General features: G+C 40.0%; 22 protein-coding genes. 7 read left to right on the forward strand and 15 right to left on the reverse strand.

Going from position 1 to position 19,160, the window contains the following annotated elements; genetic code table 11:
* The first annotated feature begins 276 nt into the window (after positions 1-276).
* The 6 genes from EXE29_RS13425 to EXE29_RS13450 all read left to right on the forward strand — a co-directional run bounded on the left by EXE29_RS13425 (position 277) and on the right by EXE29_RS13450 (position 5,884).
* On the forward strand, positions 277-693 hold the full coding sequence (locus tag EXE29_RS13425; protein ID WP_106985985.1) for a type IV pilin protein: 417 nt from the start codon (positions 277-279) through the stop codon (positions 691-693).
* A gap of 1 nt (position 694) precedes the next feature.
* On the forward strand, positions 695-1,216 hold the full coding sequence (locus EXE29_RS13430; RefSeq protein WP_106985986.1) for a pilus assembly FimT family protein: 522 nt from the start codon (positions 695-697) through the stop codon (positions 1,214-1,216).
* The gene (locus EXE29_RS13435) at positions 1,188-1,598 is read left to right on the forward strand and encodes a PulJ/GspJ family protein (protein ID WP_162368845.1); all 411 of its coding nucleotides are present in this window, start codon (positions 1,188-1,190) and stop codon (positions 1,596-1,598) included. Before EXE29_RS13430 ends, EXE29_RS13435 begins: the two co-directional genes overlap by 29 nt.
* Positions 1,599-1,601: 3 nt before the next feature.
* Positions 1,602-2,234: a PilW family protein gene (locus tag EXE29_RS13440; RefSeq protein WP_120364823.1), complete on the forward strand. Its 633-nt coding sequence runs from the start codon at positions 1,602-1,604 to the stop codon at positions 2,232-2,234.
* Between the two features lie 17 nt (positions 2,235-2,251).
* Complete coding sequence (locus tag EXE29_RS13445) at positions 2,252-4,750, forward strand: hypothetical protein (RefSeq protein ID WP_106985989.1); 2,499 nt, start codon at positions 2,252-2,254, stop codon at positions 4,748-4,750.
* 201 nt (positions 4,751-4,951) lie between these two features.
* Positions 4,952-5,884 carry a tRNA dihydrouridine synthase gene (locus EXE29_RS13450; protein ID WP_178962583.1) on the forward strand — a complete coding sequence of 311 codons (933 nt, stop codon included), beginning with the start codon at positions 4,952-4,954 and terminating at the stop codon, positions 5,882-5,884.
* A gap of 50 nt (positions 5,885-5,934) precedes the next feature.
* Here the strand turns inward: EXE29_RS13450 and EXE29_RS13455 are convergent, their stop codons facing one another.
* From EXE29_RS13455 to rpe, 9 genes are all read right to left on the reverse strand, one after another.
* On the reverse strand, positions 5,935-6,300 hold the full coding sequence (locus EXE29_RS13455) for an SseB family protein (RefSeq protein WP_120364824.1): 366 nt from the start codon (positions 6,298-6,300) through the stop codon (positions 5,935-5,937).
* Between the two features lie 69 nt (positions 6,301-6,369).
* Positions 6,370-7,077 carry a nuclease-related domain-containing protein gene (locus EXE29_RS13460; protein WP_120364825.1) on the reverse strand — a complete coding sequence of 236 codons (708 nt, stop codon included), beginning with the start codon at positions 7,075-7,077 and terminating at the stop codon, positions 6,370-6,372.
* 137 nt (positions 7,078-7,214) lie between these two features.
* Positions 7,215-7,532, reverse strand: a complete 318-nt coding sequence (sugE, locus tag EXE29_RS13465) for a quaternary ammonium compound efflux SMR transporter SugE (protein WP_120364838.1) — start codon at positions 7,530-7,532, stop codon at positions 7,215-7,217.
* A gap of 87 nt (positions 7,533-7,619) precedes the next feature.
* Complete coding sequence (locus EXE29_RS13470; RefSeq protein ID WP_120364826.1) at positions 7,620-7,937, reverse strand: DMT family transporter; 318 nt, start codon at positions 7,935-7,937, stop codon at positions 7,620-7,622.
* Positions 7,938-8,174: 237 nt separating this feature from the next.
* The gene (locus EXE29_RS13475; RefSeq protein WP_117008051.1) at positions 8,175-9,164 is read right to left on the reverse strand and encodes a copper resistance protein B; all 990 of its coding nucleotides are present in this window, start codon (positions 9,162-9,164) and stop codon (positions 8,175-8,177) included.
* Positions 9,151-9,495 carry a hypothetical protein gene (locus EXE29_RS13480; protein WP_117008052.1) on the reverse strand — a complete coding sequence of 115 codons (345 nt, stop codon included), beginning with the start codon at positions 9,493-9,495 and terminating at the stop codon, positions 9,151-9,153. Before EXE29_RS13480 ends, EXE29_RS13475 begins: the two co-directional genes overlap by 14 nt.
* Positions 9,482-11,449: a multicopper oxidase domain-containing protein gene (locus EXE29_RS13485; RefSeq protein WP_120364827.1), complete on the reverse strand. Its 1,968-nt coding sequence runs from the start codon at positions 11,447-11,449 to the stop codon at positions 9,482-9,484. The genes EXE29_RS13480 and EXE29_RS13485 overlap by 14 nt, the downstream gene beginning before the upstream one ends.
* A gap of 45 nt (positions 11,450-11,494) precedes the next feature.
* On the reverse strand, positions 11,495-12,058 hold the full coding sequence (locus EXE29_RS13490) for a hypothetical protein (RefSeq protein WP_130125664.1): 564 nt from the start codon (positions 12,056-12,058) through the stop codon (positions 11,495-11,497).
* 422 nt (positions 12,059-12,480) lie between these two features.
* On the reverse strand, positions 12,481-13,167 hold the full coding sequence (gene rpe, locus EXE29_RS13495) for a ribulose-phosphate 3-epimerase (protein ID WP_106985998.1): 687 nt from the start codon (positions 13,165-13,167) through the stop codon (positions 12,481-12,483).
* A gap of 189 nt (positions 13,168-13,356) precedes the next feature.
* On the opposite strand from rpe, the gene EXE29_RS13500 reads away from it, so the two are divergent.
* Complete coding sequence (locus tag EXE29_RS13500) at positions 13,357-13,677, forward strand: DUF2218 domain-containing protein (protein WP_117008055.1); 321 nt, start codon at positions 13,357-13,359, stop codon at positions 13,675-13,677.
* A gap of 93 nt (positions 13,678-13,770) precedes the next feature.
* On the opposite strand, the gene fghA is transcribed toward EXE29_RS13500, so the two are convergent.
* The 6 genes from fghA to EXE29_RS13530 form a co-directional block, all read right to left on the reverse strand.
* Positions 13,771-14,607 carry an S-formylglutathione hydrolase gene (gene fghA, locus EXE29_RS13505; protein WP_120364828.1) on the reverse strand — a complete coding sequence of 279 codons (837 nt, stop codon included), beginning with the start codon at positions 14,605-14,607 and terminating at the stop codon, positions 13,771-13,773.
* 30 nt (positions 14,608-14,637) lie between these two features.
* Positions 14,638-16,041, reverse strand: a complete 1,404-nt coding sequence (locus EXE29_RS13510) for a C13 family peptidase (protein WP_120364829.1) — start codon at positions 16,039-16,041, stop codon at positions 14,638-14,640.
* A 116-nt stretch (positions 16,042-16,157) separates the two neighbouring features.
* The gene (locus tag EXE29_RS13515) at positions 16,158-16,985 is read right to left on the reverse strand and encodes a class I SAM-dependent methyltransferase (protein WP_117008058.1); all 828 of its coding nucleotides are present in this window, start codon (positions 16,983-16,985) and stop codon (positions 16,158-16,160) included.
* The gene (locus tag EXE29_RS13520; RefSeq protein WP_106986003.1) at positions 16,979-17,803 is read right to left on the reverse strand and encodes an undecaprenyl-diphosphate phosphatase; all 825 of its coding nucleotides are present in this window, start codon (positions 17,801-17,803) and stop codon (positions 16,979-16,981) included. Before EXE29_RS13520 ends, EXE29_RS13515 begins: the two co-directional genes overlap by 7 nt.
* A 12-nt stretch (positions 17,804-17,815) precedes the next feature.
* Complete coding sequence (tsaB, locus tag EXE29_RS13525) at positions 17,816-18,481, reverse strand: tRNA (adenosine(37)-N6)-threonylcarbamoyltransferase complex dimerization subunit type 1 TsaB (protein ID WP_120364830.1); 666 nt, start codon at positions 18,479-18,481, stop codon at positions 17,816-17,818.
* 144 nt (positions 18,482-18,625) lie between these two features.
* Entirely contained in the window at positions 18,626-19,159 is a 534-nt protein-coding gene (locus EXE29_RS13530; RefSeq protein WP_106986005.1) for a gamma carbonic anhydrase family protein, read from the reverse strand.
* Position 19,160 lies beyond the last annotated feature (1 nt).

The following is a 19,160-nucleotide window of genomic DNA, read 5'->3' on the forward strand; positions in this document are numbered from 1 at the left end:
AATATTCACATTCTATGGATTTTAAAAACAATATTTATTGTTATATTTCAAATACAAATAAAATTTAAACCAATACAAATACAACAAAATAAACTTGAATATTACACTAAAATACAAAAACATAGTTACAAATACTTACATAACTTTAAATTACTTTACTTTATCGTTGCATTTTTGAGATGTATTTCTCACTATTGTGCAAATAGTGTTTCATGATTAAACTAAAAACATTCTCAATATAGACAAGTAAAAATTAATTACCGTGATGAGGTAAATATGAATAAGAACGGATTTACTTTAATAGAATTAATTATTGCGGTGGTAATTATTGCAATATTGGCATCCATTGCTATTCCAAGCTATCAAAACTACATCACTCGTTCAAAAATTAAAGAAGCGCAATCAAATCTCATCGCATTATCACTTTCTGCAGAGAATAATTATCAACGTACACTTAATTATCCTACGGCTTCACTAACAACCAGCAGTGCTTTAGTAGCAAACACAGTATTTAAAAGTTGGGCACCATCTTCAAATGCATTTGAATATAAATATGTATCTACAGATGGTTCAACATACACACTCACTGCAACGGGCAATGAAACGAAAGTTTCTGGCTGTACTCTCACTCTAAATAACCAGAGTGTAAAAACAATCTCTGGTTGCGGCTCAGTCACTGAATGGATGAAATGATATGAAAATACAACATCCGACTGCACAAACAGGTTTCACGCTCATTGAGCTGATGATCACAATTGGACTTTTTTCCATTTTGTTAATGCTTGGTTCTTCACTTACGCGTACTTGGGTTGACCGTAGCCAAGTCAATAGTGCACTCACAACCTTTAAAACTGCTGTGACGCAAGCAAAAGCCTCTGCACTACGCAATAGCAATAATCAATTAATGAGTAATTCATCCGTCAGTGTTTGCTTAGATAGCACAACCAATACATTAAATATTATACGTACCGCGTTCAACTCGACTGATGTATGTGATGTTCCTTCCAGCCCATCAGCAAGCAGTAATACCCTTTTACGTACATTTCCACTTTCTAAAGATATTTTTATTAAACAGGGTACATATAACTTTCAGTGTATGTCTTTTAATTCGGCTGGTGTACTCATACTTGTTTCAGGTAGTGGGTGCTCAAGTGACCTAGCAACAGCATTTAAGGTAGGAAAAAATGATGAAACAGCTGACATCTATATCTTATAAAGAGCAAGGCTTTACCTTACTCGAAGCCTTAGTTGGTCTTATGCTTTTTTCTATCGTCATTCTTGGTAGTGGCGCTGCAATCAGCAAAATGCTCACTACTCAAAAAGACCTAAATACTAATTTTATTATTATTAATATGATGCAATCTAAATTGCAAAATGCACTAAACAATACAGACACAGGTAGCGTTTGCAATGCTGTAAACAAAGACAGTTTTGTTTTAGCCAGCAAAACCTACTATACAGCATGTGCAATTGAAAAAATAAATATGGGTACAACAGAGACACAGTGGCCTGTACTTGCTGTAAGCACAACTCTTGCTGAAGCTCAAACATGTGCAAATGGAACGGCAAGTGATAACTGCTATATGGTAGGGAGATAAATCATGCTTAGAAATGGTTTTACGATTATCGAACTACTTGTTGGAATAGTAATTGCCATGCTGTGTATGGTCACCATGCTCATGCTATTTAAACAACTGACTCAAGTGAGTGTAAGTTCAACACAAGATGCTGAATACGATGCACAGTTACAATCTGGTATGTTAACTATTCAAAAATATGTCCAGAATGCTGGCTTCGGCTCTGGTCAACAATCAGATATTGCTTCAGGTACATATTCAGGTAATCCAGCAATTTTCTGGCGTTCAGTAAAAGAACTTAATGCGACACCCCTTTCCTATGAATGTAAAGGAATTGGCGAGGTAGTTACAACAGAAGATGGACAAAAAATCCACCGCCTTGTCCTTTTGAAAAAAACAGCATGTGGCACGACAGAAGCTATTACAGCTGGAACTTGGGAAAAAGACCAACCTATTATCGCCATAAAAAATAGTACAGCTACACCAATATATCAATATGCAATTACATCGGGCAGCGGATGCTCCCCATTTGGTATTGAAAAAGCGTCTGGTTCTGGACTTAAGCAAATTACACTTACTGCAACTCGTCAGTATATGACTGGAGTTGGCCAAAATATTCAAAATGTAATCTGTTTAAACAATATAACTTCAACTTAGAAAGTGAGGGATGAGCAATGCATACTTTTAAAAAACAGCAAGGCATGGCAACCGTACTTCTTGTATTGCTCATCGGCATCACAGTTATGCTGATTACAGCATCTGTTGCTAAAACACTAGTAACCAATCGCGAAGCAGGCGTATCTGCTCACGCACAAACCAATGCGCAATTGATGGGCTGGGCTGGTGTAAGTGCATTTAAAGAATATTTATTAAATCAGGGCAAAATCAACGCAACCAACATTCCAGCATTAAATGGGCGAAGTATTACCTTAAGATCTGATACAAATAAAAAAGAAATTATCGCCAAGAATATTCATGTTTCAGGCTGTACCACTGAAGGCGCTACATGTATAGTCACAGCAAATATCAGCTCCAATAATCTGAGTTCTCAAGCAGCAACGACCATTGAAGTAATCTATAACTTAACACTAACCAATGGTACTGTTTCTGTCACCAGTGAAAATAGTGCTATTAACTTCGGTGGCAACACCGTATTTACAGGTGCAACATTAATAGAGTCTGAATCACCAAATGCAAAAGTGACACTTAATGTTGAAGGAAATCTTGCACTTAATCTATTATTTAAAACTAAAAATATCTCTGAATTAAATATCAATGCAACTGGAGATGTTTACATTGACTGTGGCGCTCAAAACTGCGGTGATGCCATTATTAATGTGACATCTAAAGGTAAAGTAACATTATTAACAGGCGATAATTTTGGCGATATCAAAGCGCTTGGCACTGTAACACTATATACAAGTGCAACAGCTAAAAATATTCAATCAATCGGCAATGTAGAGCTTAGTGGCTGGTCTAAAGCAGATAATATTGAAACCATGGGTAATGTCACAGTCAGTGCATCGACAGTAAAAGATATTAAAGCTAATGGATGGGTGAGCCTAAATACAGGAGCTACAGCTGGAAAAATTGAATCCAACAAAGATGTTTCATTATGGACTGGTAGTCGATCTCAAGATATTTTTGCCAAAGGTGAAGTTGAAGTACATACTGATACTACAGCAGGTAATATTAAAGCCGGTGGTAAAGTTACAGTAACTGGTGTTAATGCTCGTGCTAAAAATATAGCAACATTAGGCGCTGTAGAACTCTGGCTTGGCGGTAAAACTGATGACATTACTGCAAAAGGCAATGTTGAAGTACATACTGGTAGCACAGCTGGTAATATTAAATCTGCAGGAAAAGTTCAAGTGATTGGTATTGGAGCAAGTGCAAAAGATATTTACGTTGTTGGTACAGATATCGATGTCTCTTTGTTTGCTACATCCGACTCTACTTATAAGAGACAGTCCCAACTCTCTGCAGATTTTAATGCAATGACAGCTCCAACGGTGACCATTAATGAACAGGGTATACGACAAGGTATTAGTGACAGCACAGCATTTGAAACTAAAGTTGATGTGACTGCTTATAAGCAAGATGCAAACTATATATTCACCAAAAATGGAAAATTCGATCGTGTTTACCTTAACCAGTTAAAAAACAAAACTAATACACAAACATATATTTATGAAAATAATAGTCAATATGTTTTAAATGCTGATGGAACTAAGAAATCTATTAATTTAGAAGGCTTTTCAATTGGTGATTATACATTTGATGGAAAAACTTATACTGGGGCAATTTGTCTTGATGTAACAAATGGAAAATGTACAAGTGAAATCATTGGTTACCTACCTCGTATTAGTATTGGTAAAACCCTCGGATTTGATGATGATTATGGCTATGGTGTAATTTTAAATAGATGGCGTGTACGTTCGATTATGAACCCATCTTCACTGGATAATGCCACACTCGCACCTGGGATCATGTATTTTGAAGGTACTCTAGAGTTCGCTGGCGCGGCCAACTGGCAAGCTGACAGCTTAAGTAATGCATATACCAACAGTTTCTTAGCAGAAGGTGAAATCTGGTCTATCGCCTTCTCTCCGCGTATCTATGCTCCTTATGAGGTGATACGTGAAGGTGCAGAAAAAGTTGGCTTGATTTGTAATCGCCGTTTAAAAACAGTCAATAATACAGATCTTTCCATTACGGCGACAACACCATCAACATTGTCTGAACGCTATTTAGTGCCGGTTAATCTATGTAAAAATGACAGTGAGTTTTTGCTAAATATGGACAAAAACCCTGATCAGACCAATAAAAAGGTCACTATCGACGGTAAGTCAATTGATAAATTGGACCTAGGCCGCGTAGCACTAATGGCAAATGATCAAATTCATATTGGCGCATGTACCCGTATTTATGGTGATGTTCTTAGCCGTAAAGGTGTAACTACTTCTGCAGCCTGTGGTATTACAAATAATACCAATGCTATTACTGGAAATATTGGAACCCAAGGTGTAGATGGTGGTCTTATTGCAAACCATATATTAGGCGGTACAAAGATTACTGTCCCATCTAAAAATGGTGATGGATCAGGTACGCCAAATACAGGTAATGGCTTAAAAGCATCAAGCTCAAAAGTGCAGTGGTCTAGGTACCTATAAAACTAACATCCAGCCAGCTCAACAGCATTGTTGAGCTGGCTTTTTTATCTTCAAATTCACAACCTCACTCAAAATTTCGGATAAAAAATTTAGCTCAAAGCAAAAAGCTGTATCTTATAATTTTAAAAATTATCACCGCTGGACATCAGACCTAAAAAACCGTATAACAGCCTTCGATTTTCAACACATAGGCAGGTCACATTGAAACTTGTTCTTGCGCCCATGGAAGGCTTAACAGATCCCATTATGCGTGATGTACTCACATCCGTCGGAAGCTTTGACTGGTGTGTAACTGAGTTCATTCGTGTGACGGATTCCGTATTGCCTGACCATGTCTATCACAGCTATTGCCCTGAACTCTTAACCGAAGGTAAAACGGCTGCTGGCACACCCGTGCATGTACAATTTTTAGGTAACAATCCCGACATGCTCGCAGCCAATGCTGTCCGAGCAGTTGAGCTTGGTGCACCAGCGATCGACATGAACTTTGGTTGCCCTGCTAAAACAGTGAATCGACACCGTGGTGGCTCTGTATTACTGGATGAACCAGAAGTCGTGCATGAACTGGTCAAAGCCGTTCGTGATGCTGTGCCAGCCCATATTCCTGTTTCTGCCAAAATGCGTCTTGGTTATCTCGACCGTAACTTTACCTTAGAAAATGCGCATGCTATTGAAGATGCAGGTGCTTCATGGGTCACTGTTCATGCACGTACCAAAGCAGATGGCTATACCCCGCCTGCATTTTGGGATTTACTGCAACCTATTCGTGAAAGCTTAAAAATTAATGTGATTGCCAATGGCGAAATTTGGACCAATGCAGACGCTAAACAGTGTCAGCGAGAGTCTGGCTGTGAAGATTTGATGATTGGACGCGCAGCCGTGACGACACCAGATATTACCCAATGTATCCGTAAAAACACTGACGAAGCACTCATTACATGGGAAGAACTGATTCAGCTCCAAATCCGTTTTTTGAGTGGCCCCTATAAGAAAGAAATCAATATGGTGGGACGCTATAAACAATGGCTTGGCATGATGTCCAAACATTATCCTGAAGCCAAAGTGCTTTGGGATGACGTTAAAAAAGTTAAACCACTTATCGATATTGTGCAAAAGCTACAACAGCACCAATAATCAAAAGCCCTTCAAATGAAGGGCTTTATTGGCGTTGAGCTACCCATCTTTTACAGCGCCACATGCATTGTTTGTAGTAAAAAATCGATTTCCTGAGGTGAAAACTCTTTCGACACGTCTGAAGTCGGATTCAGAACTAAAATTGCTCCCTGTGTCATTTCAAATAATTTTCGTGTCGGCAAATGAATAAAAGGTTCATCCCCTAAATCCGTATAAATGGTGTCTGCGTCTAAAAAGAAAGGGATCGCTTGTTCCCCATGCTCTGTTTCCAACATGCGAAATTGAATGCGTCCATTAGTTTGCTCAGTACCAAGCGCATAAATATCTGCCATTAATAATTGCTGTAAAAATTGTGGCGTTAATTCAGGGTCTTCTGATGCTTGTAAAAATAAATTTGCTAAATGAGATGTGGTCATTTGTTGTATTTTTCTGTGTGTTGTTATTGCCTCGCATCATAACAAAAGAACCTCAGATCACAAAACGTGTTATACGCTGTAATTCCCCCAATAAACATTCACTTGAGCGAACTCTCTATCCATATCCGCTTTGGCCTGTTGTAAATTTTTGACATGTTGACGTTGTGTTTTCCAAGATTTTTCTAAAATTTCCTGTTCTAAGCGTCGCTGAATACGTTTAAGTTTCATGGCTGATATACAGGGTTCTTTAAAGGTTTTTACATAATCTATCCAAGTTGCACCGCGAAATACATTGTCAGGCATGGTGGTTTTAAACTCACAATCCAGCATAAAAACCACAATAGAATGAATCAAATGGGGCTCTAAAATATCGGATAAAATCTGTTCCAAAACCTTTTGATGCTTATAATTCTGATGCAATGGATTTTGAAATTTATAGCTGTTTTTATAAATCTTTTGTGTCCACATTTTTTGACGTTCGCTACCAAAAAGCCAGCCTTTGTAGTTTTTAGTTTCCACCACAAAAATGCCGTAAGGACTTAATAAAATATGATCTATTTGTGTGGTCTGATTTTGTGCATCTGGCAAGGTACAATCATTTAATAAAGTATATTGCTCTTTGTCCAAATACAGTTTGACATGCGTACTGACTGCAAACTCGCCGAATTTCCCTTTTAAAATAGGCTTAAATACCTTGAATGCAGCTGCAATAAAAATAAGTAGAATCACCCACCACATTTGGGCGAATAGGGGCATCAGCATTTGTGTAATATTCATTTAGATGAATTGAGTATGATTTATTTAAAGACATCATACTCATCTAAAGTATTATTTTATAAATTATTTTTTAAAAAAATTAAAAAAATATGGACACTATGTATTCAAATTTAAGATCATATAGTGAGTTGTTTGCTTTAAGCTGACGAAAGCTTCATTAATACCAAACCTGAAATAATCAGTACCGCTGCCAACATTCGCATGGCTGAGGCTGGCTCACCTAAAAACAGAATGCCCACAGCAAATGAGCCCACCGCACCAATACCTGTCCAAACGGTATAGGCCGTACCTAAGGGCAAAGATTTCATAGAATAAGACAGTAGCGCAAAGCTCGCTATCATAAAAATGATGGTCAATATGCTGGGTGTAAGCTTAGTAAATCCATCGGACACTTTCATACAATAAGCCCAAACCACTTCCAACATACCCGCTACAATTAATAAAACCCAAGCCATACTACCCTTGCCCTGTTGAACAATTAAAACTAAAAAATCGACACAAAAAAGTGCCAACTCAATTTGAGATGGCACTTAGAATACACATTAAGAGGATGAAATCTTCATCAGCACTAAGCCAGAAATAATCAGTACAGCTGCCAACATTCGCATAGCCGTTGCTGGCTCACCTAGTACAAAAATACCTACGGCAAATGAGCCAATGGCACCAATGCCAGTCCAAATGGTATAGGCGGTTCCCAAAGGCAAAGTTCGCATGGCATAGGCCAATAAGCCAAAACTTAAAACCATGAAAACTAATGTAATAATGCTGGGACTCAGTTTTGTAAAACCTTCGGACATTTTCATTGTATATGCCCAAATAATTTCAAAAACACCTGCAAAAACGAGAACTATCCAAGCCACGATGCCTGCTCCTTCTATAGAGTCAGGTCGTCCTGACGATTTTTCTCATTTTCACATTGTGGCAAAAATGAGGGAGGTCGTTCCTCCTTCTAATGGTGCAATCATAACTATTTTCGAATCATTTTAGAGCATTTTTTACATTTTATGACCTAAAACAAACCTACAAAAAGTAGGCCTTTGAATTGATCTCTTCAAAGGCCTATGCAGATTTAAGTCGAGTAGTCGTCGGTCAAATTCTTAAAATTTGAAGCGAATACCGGCTCCATACGACCATGCTTGATCGGTTGGCTCTTTCGACTGCCATAAGTTTTCAGTATGGCCTTTACTATATTCATAAGCAATGTCGACATAAGGCATCACCTTTTTACTAATTTCATAACGTGCTTCTAAGCCTGCTGTTGCACGACTTAAGCCCGTTTTTTGCGCATATTTAGATTCATCACTCAAAACAATGCTTAAATCTAAATAGGGCTTTAAAATGAGCTTTTGGCTTAAAAGCAAATCACGCTCAGTTTCCAAACTCAATGCGACATATTGGTCTGCGCCCATATATAAATAAGCATTGGTTTCAAAAAAATACGGCGCAAGACCATGTAGCCCCATAACCGCATCTAGTTGTTCTTCCGTGTCCGTATACTGTGCATTCATTTGCACCTTTTCAGCGCGGTACTGCACACCGACTTGGGCATCCCAAAAATCTGAGATCATGCGGCTATACAACAGCTTTGCCTCTAAACTTAGCTCTTCCGATTCAGGTCGATCCGCATGAAGTTTAAAAAAGATCTTATTTTCATCAGTCCCAATTCGGCTTTCTAGCTCTGTTTTCCATATCCCCTGATCATCATTATTCATGCGCCATTGGCTATCAATGGTTGTCACTGCATAGACTTGGGCACCATGTTCTTTACGGTGATCGTGGCCTTCGTGTGGCACTTGTTCAGCGCTATGTTGCAATGAATCTAACATAGCGTGCTGATGTGACATTTGAGCAGGCTGTTGAGAATGTTCTGGCATTGCCATGTCAGCGCTCGTAGCTGTGTTTGGTTCAGATGCAGATGGAGACTCCATATCCATCATCTCGTGATGCGAATGCGGATGATCCGACATCATTGGCATTGTTACTTGAGCAGACGACTTCGCCTGACTAAACCCACTGGTCAGGACTAAAGTAGTCGCAAGTACTGACTGTGCAAGCACAGAGAAAGAAATATCATTAATGTTGCGCATGCGTTTTTTCTCCCTCTGTTAGATGCTTTGAACTACTTTTAGATTGCGGTTGTTGATCTTTCTGTACCAATTGAGCTTCGCTAGGCTGAGATTGATGTTCAGCAACATCGTGCTGTGCATGTGACATTTGTGGGTGCATCATGTCTGCCTGTGACATTGAATGCATAGCCATGTCCTGATGCATCATGTGACTATGATCCATAGACATTGAAGCCACTTCAGATGGTTCTTTTTTGGACTGTGTTTGTGTCTGAGCCATTGCGACACCACTGCTCAAAGCCATGAGTAATACGCCAGCAAAGTGTAAGAAACGCAAATTAATGGTGCGCATGTGCATCTCCTTGAGTTGGTGTTGTCGTAGTTTGAGTGGCGTGTGGTAAAGTCGATACGTCTGCATCACTGACATTCGCAACGATCAATTTACTCATCATCCCTGCACTCATGTGATACAGCAGATGGCAGTGAATCGCCCACTCTCCCAACTCATCCGCAGTCAGCAATGCTGTGACTGTTTGAGCAGGTGGCACAATAATCGTATGCTTATTCGGCATATCTGAGGCAGATTGGCCATTTTCCAATTGCATAAACATGCCATGTAAATGCATTGGATGCGCCATCATGCTGTCATTGACAAATTTAATGCGAATACGCTCGCCATATTTCACTTTTAAAGGTTCAGCATCACTAAACTTTTTACCGTTAATAGTCCAAATATAGCGCTCCATCGTGCCTCCAAGATGGATCACCAATTCACTGCTTGCTTCACGGGTATCCGTCTGCGGATTTAATGCTTTGAGGTCACTGTACTGTAGTGCCTTGTCCCCTTTTGGTGTAGAGGCATTTGCCCATCCATATACAGGTGCTGTGCTTGACGCTGTTTCAGACGAAGCATGCTTCATGTATGAATGATCCATTTCAGACATCGCTTCATGGTTCATTTTGGAATGATCCATTTCAGACATCGCTTCATGGTTCATTTTGGAATGGTCCATTTCAGACATTGCTTCGTGGTTCATTTTGGAATGATCCATTGCAGACATCGCTTCATGGTTCATTTTGGAATGATCCATTGCAGACATCGCATCATGGTTCATTTTTGAATGGTCCATTTCAGACATCGCTTCATGGTTCATTTTGGAATGATCCATTTCAGGCATCGCATCATGGTTCATTTTGGAATGATCCATCGTGTTATGATCTGTAGAAGACCCATGTCCCATGTCGGCCATACTGAGTAAGGCACGTGGGCGCGCTCGCGGTCGTTGTATGCCCTGCATCAGAGGGCTCAACTCATTATGCAATGTTCCTACTGCAAAGCCTGAACGGTCAATCGACTCTGCTTCTATTTGATAATGTGCCGCCTTAGGCTGCACAATCACATCATAAGTTTCTGCCGCCCCAATACGGAATTCGTCTACATTTACTGGTTTCACAGCTTGACCATCAGCACTCACCACGGTCATGCTTAAATTGGGTATACGCACATCAAAAAATGACATTGCTGAAGCATTAATAAAGCGTAAACGAACTTTCTCATTCGGTTTAAACATACCCGTCCAGTTTTGCTCAGCTGTCTTTCCATTGACCAAAAAGGTATAGCCCGTAACATCAGACAAATCTGTTTTGAGCATACGCATCTGATTCCACATTTTGCGATCAGACCATGTTGCTTTTAGACCATCTCGTTTAACTTGCTTCCAAACATCGGGCAGTGTTTCACGCTGATTTTGATAATATTCCGCTGAAATTTTTAGGTTTTTTTGTAATTCTGCGCTGGTTTTTTCATGAAAATCAGACAACATGACCACATAATCGCGCTCTGCTTGTTCATGACTAGCCAAAGGCTTTTTGCCTTTTGGATAAATCACCAAAGACCCATACAAGCCATCTTGCTCTTGCCCCTTAGAATGGGCGTGATACCAATAGGTACCACTTTGGCGGACTTTAAATTTGTAGACAAATTCTTGATTGGGACGAATTCCAGCAAAGCCATTAAACCCAGGAACACCATCCATCAGTCCAGGCAGTAAAAGCCCATGCCAATGAATTGAAGAATCCTGTGTTTTTAAATGATTTTTTACCCGAATGACCGCCTCATCACCCTCTTCAAATTCGAGTTGAGGTGCAGGAAACTGGCCATTGACCGTAATGCGTTTGACAGGCTTACCTGTCACATTAATCAACTGTTCATCAATATTGAGTTGATATTCTTTGACCGCAGCGAACGCCCCTGCGGAGATGCTGAGGCAAGACCCAAGCACAAGGTATTTAAATACTGTAGACATAACTTAACCTTTGTTTAAATTGCGAGAATGCGTTTTAAATTCAGATTAAGCTTTGGGAGGACGTAAAATTTCTTGCCAATAGCCCTGTAAATGCTGTGCAGCATAAGGACTAACGAGCGCAGATTTAAATTCCACTGAGCGTGGTTCTACCCATTCATTCGGCGTTAATTCCACTGCAACCAACATCATTTGGCAATGCCACTGCGCACAAACTTGGCAGCCATCTTTATGTTTAAGCGTGCTATTCGATAAATCACAATGCGCCAATGGCATTGCTTTAGTGGTATCAGAATGAGAGGACGGTTTCGATTGCTGATGGCAGTCCGACATTAACATGGTCGATGCGCCATGCTCAGGCAAATGCTTCGTAGCCAATTGCACCTCATGTACAGAATGCGAAGAGCTATGATCGACGTTGACTGAAGTTGTTTCAGCGTCAACATGCGCCTGTGTTTTTTCTGCATGAAGCATACTGGTATTAACACTCAGTTTTTGCATCGACATAAAATATTGCATTGGGATTTGCATTGCAGACACGGCACTGCTCCAGCTGATGACAAAAGCCATCAACATGACAAATACACGATGTCGATACAAAAAATGAAGCACCTTGCTCATCCCCAATGACGAATAAAGCTTATGTCTATACAAAGTTTTATTTCAATTTACATCATTCTATCCCGAATAATGCACATAAAGCAAAATCTGTTCTTTATGAGTTATACACAGCTTTTTAAATTTAATTTAACCATTTCAATTTCGTAAAATTCAGACGCATTAAAACAATAAAGTTATTTTTTAAACAGCTATTTTTTAAACAAAAGATTAATAAAAGCCCATATTCTTAAAGACTTCAAGCATATAAAAAGGACTCTATTGAGTCCTTTTTATACATTTTTCGTCTAATTTATAAACCATTGAGCTTAAAATGCTTATTAATTAAACGATTTATCCACCCAGTTATCCACCTAGTTATCTACACAGATATCCATAAAGTTATCCACAGTTTGCTGTGTATTAAGTGGAAAAACTTATACTTGTACTGAACCGACTTGTGCCAACTCTGCACGCATTTCATCAATCACAGCTTTATAATCTGGCTTACCAAAAATAGCAGAACCCGCTACAAACATATCCGCACCCGCTTCAGCGATGTCACGAATATTTGCTGGTGTAACTCCACCGTCAACTTCTAAACGAATATCACGGCCAGATGCATCAATAATTTTGCGTGCTTGGCGTAATTTTTCCAAAGTCATTGGAATGAATTTTTGACCACCAAAGCCTGGGTTCACACTCATCAAAAGAACTTGGTCAACTTTGTCCAGCACATAATCTAGATAATGCAATGGTGTTGCAGGGTTAAATACTAAGCCTGCTTTTGCACCACCCGACTTAATTAACTGTAAAGAACGGTCAATATGATCGCTGGCTTCTGGGTGAAAAGTAATAATGTCCGCACCAGCTTCTAAGAAATCACCAATCATACGATCTACTGGTGACACCATTAAATGCACGTCGATTGGTGCTTTAATGCCGTAGTTTTTCAGTGCTTTACATACACCAGCACCAAACGTAAGGTTAGGTACATAGTGATTATCCATCACATCAAAATGAACAACATCTGCACCTGCAGCAAGTACATTTTCAACTTCCTCACCTAAGCGAGCAAAGTCTGCAGATAAAATAGAAGGCGCAATTAAAAATGGCTTGGACATGGAAGAACCTGGCTTATATAAATCTCATTGTGCCTATTATAGCAAAAGCTACACCTGCCTGCTTGGCTACGACCATGCACAGATCGTTGCACAAATAAAACGTTCTGTTGCTAAAATATGCGCATGAAAAATCAAAAAACACCTTATTATAAATGATAATTATTCCTATTTATAAATATTGGAAGCATCATGTCGAATCTCTCACAAACTGCGATTGAGACCCTGCAAGCACAGCGTATTGGCAAACGCTTATTTAACCATTGGAAACATAAGTTTGAAGTCACTGAATATCCTACTGGCTTTGAGATTTTGATGCCTCAAGCACGTATTCAGTTACTCTGCAAAGAAACCCACTTGCAGGTCGTTATTCAAGAATTAGACACTTCTGTAGACATGGTCAGATTAGAACAGGTCGTGCTAGACCATCTCATTCGAATGGCACAAGAACCACTGCATGCTGAATGGCAACATAGTAAGGCATCCACACCTGTGGAATTACTTAAGCCCTAATCCCATTCTGTTAAGCACAATGAATGGCGCAAAATAAAAAAGGCAAGGTCGAAAACCTTGCCTTTAGCCTCTTGAATTCAATCAAGCTAAAAATTATGCATTCAATTGCTGTGCATGAAAGCTTAAATGATCATCGATAAAACTTTGAATAAAATAATAACCATGATCATAGCCCGCATGTTCGCGCAAGGTTAAGGCTTGCCCTACCTTTGCACACGCCTGACTAAATAAGGCAGGATTTAACTGACTATAAAACTGATCTTGTAGGCCTTGGTCAATTAAAATCTCATTAAATACAGCACCTTTAGCTTCAATCAGTGCAGTTGCATCATGTGCAAGCCAAGTCGCTTTGTCTGTACCCAAGTAAGCCGAAAATGCTTTTTCTCCCCAAGGACACTGACTCGGTGCACAAATTGGTGCAAATGCAGAGACTGATTTAAATTTCTCAGGATATTTAAGGGCCAAAGTCAAAGCACCATGCCCGCCCATACTGTGACCAAAGATGCCTATTTGATTGCGCTCAACTGGAAATTCTTGCGTAATCAAAGCATAAAGCTCATCTGCTACAAAGCTTTCCATTTGAAAATGTGCTGCCCACGGTGCTTGAGTTGCATTAATATAAAATCCAGCGCCCTGACCAATATCCCAATGATCACCCTTTGCAACCTCATCGCCACGTGGTGAGGTATCTGGACTAATTAAAATCATGCCTAATTGCGCAGCCACACGCTGTGCATGTGCTTTAATTGCAAAAGTTTCTTCTGTGCAGGTCAAACCTGCCAAATAAAATAATGCAGGACATGCTTGCCCCGCCAAAGCCTGTGCAGGAAGAAAAATACCAAAACGGCTTGTTGTTTTTAGAGCATTGGATGCAATGCTATAAATTCGCTGCTCACCTTGGAAACATTGATTCGATTGTATAAGGTTCATGTTTCGTCCTTTGTGCTTTAGATTGCAGGATTAAAGCTTTGCTTCGATTTGTTCTTGCTGAGCAGGTGCTGTAGTTACGGGTGGAAATAAGCGTTGCTCTAATTGTGGCAACATAAATTGCATATTTTTACCAATTGACCATTGGGGCTCAGAAGGTTCAAAACCTTGCGTATTTTCCCATTTTGCCACAGTCTCTTTGGCTTGATTAAATGCACCCTGAATTGAATTTTGCTCGCGCATTGCTTGATCAAAGAAAGCACGGCCAAAATAGGTATAATCAGATTCACTCGAACAGCCAAACGACTGACGATCGGCTGCTGAAGCCGTAATAATCAATGTGTTTTCATCTTGCAGTGCTGGTACAAAACTGCCTGAGTAGCACGATGAAATCACAATCACACGCCAACGTATACCTGATGCATCCAAAGTTTCACGCAACCATTTTGGATCAACTTGAGCCAAATCTAAGGGTGCATTTTCCATTTCAAATACATTGGGTAAACCATGTGAAGTCATATATAAAAATAACACATCACTTTCACGGTTCATTTGCTGACCAATACGGCGTAATGCAAGTCCCATACTGGTTTTCGAGGCAATCGGAATTTCTGTACGGGTCGCAGGATGGTTAATTAACTCAACCGAACGCCCAAAAGTACCAAATCGTGTATCAAACTGTTCTTTAATCCGTTCGATTTCATACATAAAAACATCTTGATAACTCGCACCCGCCACACCTAAAAAGTACCAATGCGACTGTGCAAATTCACCATATTGAACGGCGTTTAAGGATTTATTCAGTAAGCGACTTTGTGCATAAAAAGCATCTTCGGCAAATGCAGGCGGTAATTCTTCAACCTTCCAAATGGGCTGGTCTTTCACCGACATTTGCCAAACCACCAAGGTAAATAAGGTCGCGAGCATAATCAGCGCACGCTCCCACCACGGCCATTTCAATTCACGTGAAAATACCCATACCACAGCCAAACTTTGCCATACAAACAGGCCTATAAATAAGGTTGGAATGTAGTCATATAAAATATAAGGCAGGTAGTCTTGATCACCTAGAAATTGGATCAGGCACTGGAACATCATAATGTGTGTATCCAGTACCAGCCACAATAATGCAGGCACGAGCATTAAACGCGGATTGTTGATCCGCTGCGATAAGAAGATCCCAACAATTAAAGCAATAAATGGCCAAAGCGCATAACTAATCAGACCTTGCGGGTTAAATACCCCAGCCTGTCCGTTGCTCAACCAACTAAATAAGCTGTTGGCACAGCCTCCCAAAATTCCCCAAAACACCAATTGCATAATTGATGGGCGTACAATCTGCAGGGAGCGTCTCGAACCGAGAAACAGCCACATACCTGCAGTTTGGTTGCTTTTAAAATCATGCCAAAAGTTAATGGAGGGTTTGAAGTCAATCATAGAAATTCAGAGGCAGCTGTGGCTCGCTAATTTGCTTTGTAAGTTTATGCCTGATATGGTTTTAATCAATGCTATTTTTCAAATATATAGCAAATCTTTGGTGTTTTTTACAGCAATTATGAAACTTTAGTCTCATGCTCTAGCTGGAAATAGGCATCAAAACGACAGGCATCGCCTTGCCATTGATGATTCGGGACTTGATTCGCCAAAAATACAGCCAAACGCGGACGCTTCACCACCACGCGCTTTGCAACTTTTTGTGCCAATGCCAAAAGATTATCACCTAAATCCATCTCACCATCTTCAGGCAAAAGCATGTGCAGTAATTGCATTTGCTTTTTGACTTGCGCTTGCTTTTTAACAGCTTGCTGGTTTTGATCGCGCTGTGGGAACATCGGATCTAAATACACCACATCATACAATTGCTGTGCTGAGGCTTGCTGTTGCAGAAAATCAGCCGAATCAGAAAATACCAAACGAATTCTTTCTGCCGTCGTCTTTAAGAATGGATCCAACAACGCACGTTGCTGTGAATCTTCCAACAAGGTAAATAAAATAGGATGGCGCTCAACCAAAGTGATGTGTGCACCCAAGTGCGCCATTAATAAACTGTCATGCCCTAAACCTGCTGTCGCATCAATCAAACGCGGTTTTTCAGACAGATTACATGCTCGCGCAATCATTTCAGACTTGAGTGAAGCGCGTTTCAAACGTCCAGCTTCTGCTTTCCAATCAGGTTGCATTTTCATGCCATTGGCGCATAACCAAAGACCATCAGCATCTACACATAAAGCTAAATCTGGATGCTGTCTAAAGAATCGCGCATTGAGCTTTTCTGTAAGCTCAATATTTACATCTACACCACGTGAAGAAAGCACAGCAGAGAACTGCTGTGCTTTCACTTCAAACTCGGCTTCTGTGTATAAGCGAATAACGCTTACCATAATTTCCAGCCTGTCATTACGAACAATAAAATTAATAAACCAGAGGCAATTCGGTACCATGCAAAGACCATGAAATCACGTTTTGCAACATAAGCCACCAATACGCGAATCAAAACCAAGGCCGAAATAAATGAAACCAATAGACCTGTAGCTAAAACTGCCCAATCTTCTGTAGTAGTAAACACATGATAGCTTTGATACAAATCTAAAAGACCCGCACCAATAATCACTGGAATACCTAAGAAGAAAGAAAACTCAGTGGCTGCTTTACGTGAAACACCTAAGAACATTGCACCAATAATGGTTGCACCTGAACGCGATGTACCTGGGATTAAGGACAACACTTGAATTAAACCAATATAAATGGCTTCTTTAAAACTAATGTTTTCAACTTCTTGTGCATTTACTTTAGGTGGATGTTTTTCAATCCAAATAATAATAAAACCACCAATGATCAAGCCAATTGCCACAGCAATATCATTAAACAGTAGATCTTTAACGGTTTGTCCAAAAGTTAAGCCCACTAACACAATAGGAATCGAGGCTAAAATAAGACTAAAACCTAAATGGCGCCCTTTGGGTTCACCTGTGAACATACCAGTTGCTGCCCCCCAAAGACGCGACCAATATTCATAGATGACTGCAGCAATTGCCCCCATTTGAATCGCAATGACAAAAACATCGCTTTTCTCTTTGGTCCAAAAATCCATTAATTCAGATGCAAGAATTAAGTGGCCAGTACTGGAAATAGGCAAAAATTCTGTAATACCTTCAACAATACCCATGATTGCCGCTTTGAGCAGCAGTAAAAGATCCATACCTATTCCTAATTATGGTTTGCCTTGTTCTGGAATTTTTTTCCAGGCATTATCGCGTAAATATACAGGTAGTGCATATTCCGCACTTACCCAATTTTTTTTCAGTGCTTGTGCATTTGCAATCGTCGCAATATCTTGCGCTGTTGCAGTAACTGCGATGTACTGTACTTGTTCTGGCTTAACTAAAGCTGAACCCGAGCCAATAACTGTAAATTTTACAGCTTGTTCAGCTTCGCTATAGCTTAATAATTGTTCTTCATCAATGGCTTGCATAATGCCATCAGCATCTAATTCAAAGCTTGCAATATAGACTTCTTGCATACGTGCATCGAGCACTGCTGTCACCGCGGTTAAACCCGCAATACGATAGGCCGCTTGTGCCATCGCTTGTAAAGTCGATACTGGCACGACAGGTAAATCATTGGCCCATGCCAAGGCCTGCGTTACAGCAGCATTAATACGAACACCGCTAAAAGAGCCCGGACCACGACTAAACGCAATTGCAGTTAAATCAGTTGCTTGAATACCTAATTCTTTAAAACCTTGCTCAATAAGAGGCAAAATCGTTTGCGTCTGTGCTTTTGCACGCGCATCTAATTGGAAGTAGAGTTCTTGATTATCTTCTGCAATACATACGGAACACTGCTCGTTCGCAGTTTCCAGTGCCAGCACTTTCATGCACAACCTTATTTAAGTCAATCTGAAAAATGACCAATATCATACTCCACTCATGCGTAGTGCGCGAGGAAATCTCTGTGAGTATGATATTTGACCGTAGAAAGATAATGCATTCACCCAAACTGAGTGCAGCCTATGGTTGCCTTAATCCAAATGCACCACTTCTAAATTTTTAAATTTCGAAAAGTGCGATGCATAATGTAAAGCACTCATTTTTAATTTTGCAGCTGTCACATCATCTAAAGTTTTTACTACTTTGCCAGGTGAACCCATCACCACAGAATTATCTGGAATCACCTTGCCTTCAGGTATTAAAGCATTAGCACCAATAATACAATTTTTACCAATCACAGCATGATTGAGCACCACAGCATTAATACCAATTAAGCTGTTATCACCGACCGTACACCCATGCAACATGGCTTGATGTCCAATGGTGACATATTCCCCTATATGCATTTCAATACCAGCATCGGTATGTAGCACCGCATTTTCTTGCACATTGGTAAAATCGCCCAGCTTAATTTTAGCATTATCGGCACGAATCACTGCACCAAACCAAATACTCACTTGCTGACCCAATTCAACCTGTCCAATGACGGTGGCATTATCTGCGGCCCAACCATTCCAAGGACGAATACTCGCTTGTGGGCAATGCCCTTCAAATTTATAGAACATA

Origin of the sequence: Acinetobacter sp. WCHAc060006 (genome assembly GCF_004209135.1) — a bacterium.
Taxonomy (GTDB): Bacteria; Pseudomonadota; Gammaproteobacteria; order Pseudomonadales; family Moraxellaceae; genus Acinetobacter; species Acinetobacter cumulans.